This is a genomic window from Clostridium sp. (assembly GCF_030532265.1).
In the GTDB taxonomy this organism is placed as follows: domain Bacteria; phylum Bacillota; class Clostridia; order Clostridiales; family Clostridiaceae; genus Clostridium.
On sequence record NZ_JAUNLM010000080.1, the window covers coordinates 1 to 6,301 of the forward strand.

The 6,301-nt window shown below is 22.2% G+C and carries 7 protein-coding genes; all 7 read left to right on the forward strand.

Annotated features, from left to right (window positions below):
• Positions 1-348 precede the first annotated feature (348 nt).
• Positions 349-1,656: a DNA-binding response regulator gene (locus Q4E08_RS11215; protein WP_303131001.1), complete on the forward strand. Its 1,308-nt coding sequence runs from the start codon at positions 349-351 to the stop codon at positions 1,654-1,656.
• Between the two features lie 148 nt (positions 1,657-1,804).
• Positions 1,805-2,287 (forward strand): hypothetical protein, encoded by a 483-nt coding sequence (locus Q4E08_RS11220; protein ID WP_303131002.1) that lies wholly within the window; start codon positions 1,805-1,807, stop codon positions 2,285-2,287.
• Positions 2,288-2,563: 276 nt separating this feature from the next.
• Complete coding sequence (locus Q4E08_RS11225) at positions 2,564-3,433, forward strand: hypothetical protein (protein WP_303131004.1); 870 nt, start codon at positions 2,564-2,566, stop codon at positions 3,431-3,433.
• A 291-nt stretch (positions 3,434-3,724) separates the two neighbouring features.
• Positions 3,725-4,312: a recombinase family protein gene (locus Q4E08_RS11230; protein ID WP_303131006.1), complete on the forward strand. Its 588-nt coding sequence runs from the start codon at positions 3,725-3,727 to the stop codon at positions 4,310-4,312.
• 652 nt (positions 4,313-4,964) lie between these two features.
• Positions 4,965-5,099 (forward strand): hypothetical protein, encoded by a 135-nt coding sequence (locus tag Q4E08_RS11235; protein ID WP_303131008.1) that lies wholly within the window; start codon positions 4,965-4,967, stop codon positions 5,097-5,099.
• Between the two features lie 35 nt (positions 5,100-5,134).
• A complete protein-coding gene (locus Q4E08_RS11240; protein ID WP_303131010.1) occupies positions 5,135-5,389 on the forward strand; it encodes a CHC2 zinc finger domain-containing protein in 255 nt (84 codons plus the stop codon).
• A gap of 217 nt (positions 5,390-5,606) precedes the next feature.
• On the forward strand, positions 5,607-6,301 hold a 695-nt coding region (locus Q4E08_RS11245), incomplete at its 3' end, for an SH3 domain-containing protein (RefSeq protein WP_303131011.1).

Consider the following 6,301-nt stretch of genomic DNA (forward strand, 5'->3'; position numbering starts at 1 on the left):
TGCCATCATAGAAAATGGATTGAAGCAATGAAATAAAAATAGACGGAACCTATTGGCTCCGTCTTATTAGTTAAAACAAATTGATAAATCTTGCTAAAAATTTATATAGATAATAAAATAGAACTATAAGTAATATAGTTCTAAAAATAGGTATAAAAAAAAGAAGTTACTCAAACCGGCCAGTTAGACAACTTCTTTTACACATAAGACCAAAGTCCTAGGACTAAGTCTATACTTTTCTTTATTTATTATATTGTTATTATATAAGATTTATTCAAAGAAATCAATAATAAAGAAGTATATATACCATATAAGAACTATTCTTAAATAATTAAGAATAGAGGGGAAATGATGGGAATATTAGCTAAGAAGTTAAGCAATAGAGATTATATAAGTCATCTTTATGAAAATGAAGTGGATGGTTATATACAAGTTATGCAATTGAAAAATAATAGTGTAATTGATATTAAAAACTATAGGGGATTAAGTATAGAGAAAGCGATTGAAAAATATACTGGATCAACAGATATATTTATAACACCCAATTTAACTTATAATGGGAAAAGACAATGTAAGAATATAAGACAGTTAAGATCACTATATATAGATTTAGATCATGATTATTATAGTTTTAATGATTTAGTTTATAATACATGGGATTTAGTTAATGAGGGAAGGATACCTTGTCCGACAATGGTTATTTCAAGTGGTCGAGGAGCACATTTATATTGGAGAATTAAACATGCTCCATATCAGGCATTAGCAACGTGGCAAGAGTTGGAAGACTATTTGTGTTACCAATTAAAAAGTTTAGGTGCAGATAAAAGAGCTACTGATGCAGCAAGAACTCTTAGATTACCAGATACCCTGAATAGTAGAAATAATGAAGAGTGTAAGGTAATGTTAATTAATAATCATATATATTCTATGTATGATTTAAGAGAAAAGTATTTAAACTGGAAGTCAAAAATACTTAGACAAGAAGAAGTTGTAGAAGTAATAAATAAAAAGAAAGTGTCAACTAAGATAATTCACTTTTTTACAAGCTATACACTACATATTACAAGAGTAGATGATATTATCAAACTCTGTGAATTAAGAGAATATAATGTTACTGGTTATAGAAATATGATTCTACATTGTTATGCCTATTGGTTAGGAGTAACTCATAGAAGAATTGAAGAGTTAGCAGATGAGGTAAACCAGTTGAACAACAAGTTTACAGAACCATTAAAGCAAAATGAGGTAGATGCAATTTTAAGATGTATTCCTAAAGCAATAGAAAAATTTATGAATTACGAGCAGGGAATAAGGTCAGGAGAAGTAAAGAGAGTTTCTAAAGGAATGAGAGATAAAGGTGGTTACTGGTATAAGAATGAAACACTTATAGATAGACTAAATATTACTTTAGATGAACAAAGGCATCTTAAAACAATAATAAGTGAAAAAGAAAAATATAGAAGAAATGCTTATATTAAAAAAGAGAAACAAAGAGCATCAAGAAGAAATAAAAATGGCTTGACACAAAAGCAACAGGAATTACTTGATTTAAAGGTAGAAATATTAAAATTAAGGGAAAGTGGAAAAAGTTTAAGAACTATAGCACAGTTATTAAATATATCTTTAGGAAAAGTACAAAGAGCTCTTAATAAGTAAGAGTTTTAGGTGTATCGAAAAATATTCCCTTTATAAATATGTGTACCTATAGTCTTAGGGAGAATGTACTTAGTTTTTTAAAGGAATTTATATATTTATATAGAATTATACAACTTATAGATTATAGAGTTAATGGAGGTTACTATAGTTGTATAGTGTAAGAGATGTTGCTAAAGAGTTGAATATAAGTAGACAAGCAGTTTACAAAAAATTGTCTATGGATTCTCTAAAGAACTATATAGTCATGGTTGATGGTGTAAAGTATTTATCGGAAGAAGGTTTTCAACTATTGAAAACTAGTTGTATGAAAGCAAAAGGTATAACAGAGGATATGTCAACTGATTTAACTACAGTTGACAGTAGTTTAATTGAAACATTAAATACAGTTATAGTATCTAAAGATAGAGATATAGAATATCTTAAGGCTGAAAATGAAAAGTTATTAGAGTTAATACAACAGCAAAATCAATTATTGAATAATAGTCAGGAAAATCATCAAAAAGCTCTTAACAATACAGAATTATTATTGTTAGAGAAAAGACAGCAATTATTATTAAGAGAATCAGAATATAAATTAAACATAAAGAAAACTTTTAGGGAAAGAATAAGAATTCTCATAAAAGGAAAATAAATTATAATGACTTTTAATTTTAATATCATAAACAACTATATATATAACATTATATATACAATTAAATTTATTTTTATATACTTGTATTATATATATTTTTTGAGAGATTAGTTTAATTTAAAAAGCAGCAATATATTATTATATAAAAGAAATTAATTATATTTTTTTGAAATTATATATAAATTAAAAACATCTTAAATATTTAATAAAATTTTAAAATATGTTTGAAAAATATTAATTTTTAAAATAATATTAAATATAAGAGATGGTGATTTTATGAGTAAAAAAACAATACAATATTCATTACGAATATTTGAAGAAGATAAAGAAAAATTAAAAACATTAACTAAACAAGGAAAAAATATTGCAGATATAATGAATTATATGTTAGAAAAAAATTTTGAGGACTTAATAAATGAAGATATTAAAAGATCTTTTACTTTAGAAGATAGAATTAGATCTTCTAAAGATATAGAGTTCATTTATATTGTTGAAGAAAAAAATTGTTTAGATTCTAAAAAATTTTTGGTATATGTTGAAAATGATTTTAAATTAACTAAGAATCATCTGTTATTTAGAAAAATGAAGGAAGATGAATTTTTATTTTTTGATGAGAAAAATGTTAAAGTAAAAAAAATAATAAAAGAGAACTTTAAATCTTTTATTAGAGGAAAAATTTACGATAAATCTTTTGAAAGTTTCGAAAATAATTTTGAAAATTTTATTGAACAAAAAAATAAAGATAAAATATTTATATTAGATATAGATAAAATAATAAATGATTATTTAAAAAAACTAAGAGATGAAAAATTAAAAAATAAAGTTATTTTAGTTAAAATTGATAATTATCAATTTTTAATTTCAAACTATGATAAAGAAATTCTAGGCGGTTTTTTAAAATATAAAAATTCAATTTACAATATAATAAACAATAACTCTGAAAAATTTAAGCTACAAACATTTTATAATTCTTTAGATGATAATGTTTATTTGTTATGCGATTATGAAATATTTGCTGTAGTTTTAAACTATCAAGAGTTTTATAGATTTATTAATAAAAAAACAAATATTAAAATTTCTTTAAATAATGAAGAGATGTATAATTTAAAGAAAGAATTAAGTAAGAAAAAAGGATGTTATATTTAAAATTAACATTTATATAAATTATTAGAAGTGTATTAAAAATATATTATTTTGATACACTTTTTTATTTAAAATGAATATTAGAGTACTTAAAATATATTTTAAATCAATAACTTTAAATAGTTCGTATTTGTATATAAAAACGAACTAAAAACGAATATGTAAAAAAGTAAGTAAAATTCATAAAATATTTTATATAAATTTTATTTTTTTAGTTCGTTAATTACTATATAGTTAAATGAACTATATAATAATATAGTGTATTTTAAAATGGAAAACTGAAAGGAATAAAATATGTTAATAGGATATTGTAGAGTTTCAACTAATGAACAAAATTTAGATAGGCAAATAGAAAGTCTTAAAAATTATGGATGTGAAAGAATTTACTGTGATAAATCAACAGGTAAAAATTTTAATAGGCCTGAATATATTAAGTTAAAAGATAATATTAGATCTGGAGATATATTAGTAGTACATGAATTTGATAGATTAGGACGTAATAAAAGATTAACACTAAAGGAAATACAATACTTTAAAGAGAATAATATTAGGCTAATAGCATTAAATATTCCAACTACACAATTAAACACAAATGATAGTTTAATGTTAGAAACTATCAATAATATAATAATTGAACTTTATACTATGATGGCTCAAGATGAAATTGAAAAAAGAGAAAAAAGACAAAAAGAAGGAATTAGAATAGCTTTAGATAAAGGAATTAAATTTGGACGTAAAAAAATAGAATATCCTAGGGAGTGGGATAATGTTATTAAATTAGTTGAAAATAAAACTATAAATAATATAAGAGCAATGGAAATCTTAGGTCTAAAGAAAACAACATATTATAAGTTATTGAAAGAATATAGGAATAGTTTATAAAAAGATAGAAATTAATTATATTAGCATAAAAAATATTTCTAATTTTAAGAATCAAAATTTGTAAATATTAAATCAAGTAAAAAATAATTTTCTAAATTGCTAAATTTCAATAATTATGAAATAAAATACTTATTAGTAAAATATATACATATAAATGGATATTATTTAAGTTAGATTTATAAAAAATTCTATAAAAAAATATTGAATATTTATTATAAATATAGCTTTTAAAATGCAAATTAATTCAAAATAAGTGAAAATTAATTAAAAATGATGGTTTTAATTATGTAAAATTTACGATATAGTTGTGAAACATAAGTAGTAAAAAAAAATCATAATTGGATGATCTGAAAAGTGAAATTTTTGCTTAGAGTTATATACATATTAAAATGTAAGATGAAAAGTTTAAATAATAATAAAATTAATCAAATTTTATATGAAAAATATAGTCAAAAATATAGCTTATGAAAATTTATGATAAAATTTCAATTTTGAAATACAATAAATTACATTGAATTTCAAAAAAAAATAATTGTTAAAAATTATTAAAAAATGAATAATAATTCATATTCAAGAGTCTTTAATTAATAGAGACTCTTTTTTTTCTTGTATAAAATTAATATAATCTAAAGATTAAATAAGGAGAAATTTAATGACTAAATGTAATGACTGTAAAAATAGCTTTGAAGTAGAAGAACTAAGGTGGTGTTTTTGGTGTGGTTCAACAGTATGTAAGAATTGTATAAAAGAACACTTAGAAAAACATGAAATTATTATAGTTGAATAATTAAATTTATAAAAAGAGAGGAGAATTAATAAATTATGCAAATTACAGAACAGGATTATTTAAATTTATTAAACAAATATAACATACAATATAAGGTAGAGCCTAAAAGTATAAAAGTTATATGTCCATTTCATGATGACCATAATCATTCAATGGCTATTAATAGAGATAAACTTTTTTGGAAGTGCTTTAAAGATGAAAAAGGTGGAGAAGATCCATGCGTAGCTAATAGTAGTATATTTAATTTTTATGAATTAAAAGAAATGCTATTTAAGATTTATGGATATTAATATTTTTATTTTCTACTAAGACAGTAAAATAAAATATCAAAAAAATAATTTTTAATAATAAAAAATATAAAATAACTAAATTATAAGAAATTTTTTTATTAATATAGAAAAGAATGGCTTTGATTTTACTGATGTATAAATTTATAAATAAGGATTTAATTTTAAATAATGTAAAATATATACTTGTAAATTATTTATTACAAAGGAGAAATGAAATATGAAAAAAAGTAAAATTATGGCCATAATTTTATCAGCAGCTATGTTAACTTCAATTCCAAAAGTTAATACATTAGCTAAAAGTAATAATGATTTAAATAATAAAGTTACAATAAGTAATAATACAGAAGATTTACAAGATGCGTGTATTACAAATAAGTCAGGAGATTTAAAAGTAATAGATGATAAAGGAAATATACTACATGTATCAAATGAAGGAGAGATGATTAAGGTTTATAACCAAGAAGGAGATAAAGCTTTAGTTAGATTACAGAGAACTGGAATTAAAGGATATATTGAAAGTTCAAATATTTTAACTATTAAGTCTGGTGATATTAATAATGTAACTAGGATGAATAGATTAGGTTCAATTATTAATGTTAGTAGTGCTGTAAATGTTAGAAAAGGACCATCAATGAAAAATGATGTTGTTGATTTACTTAATAATGGTACTAATATAAGAATAACTGGAAAAACTGGACAATGGTATAGAGTTAGTGTTAATGGGTTAAAAGGTTTCATATTTGAAGAGTATGTAAAAGAAGGACAAGATTCAAACACCAAACAATATTCTCATAAGCAATCAAAAAAAGAAACTGTTAATCATAAACAAGGATCCATATCAGAATCAAGTACACAAGCTAAAGCTTCTGATAAGGAATCACAATGGACAGGAGACCACAAGGGTTCAGTTGT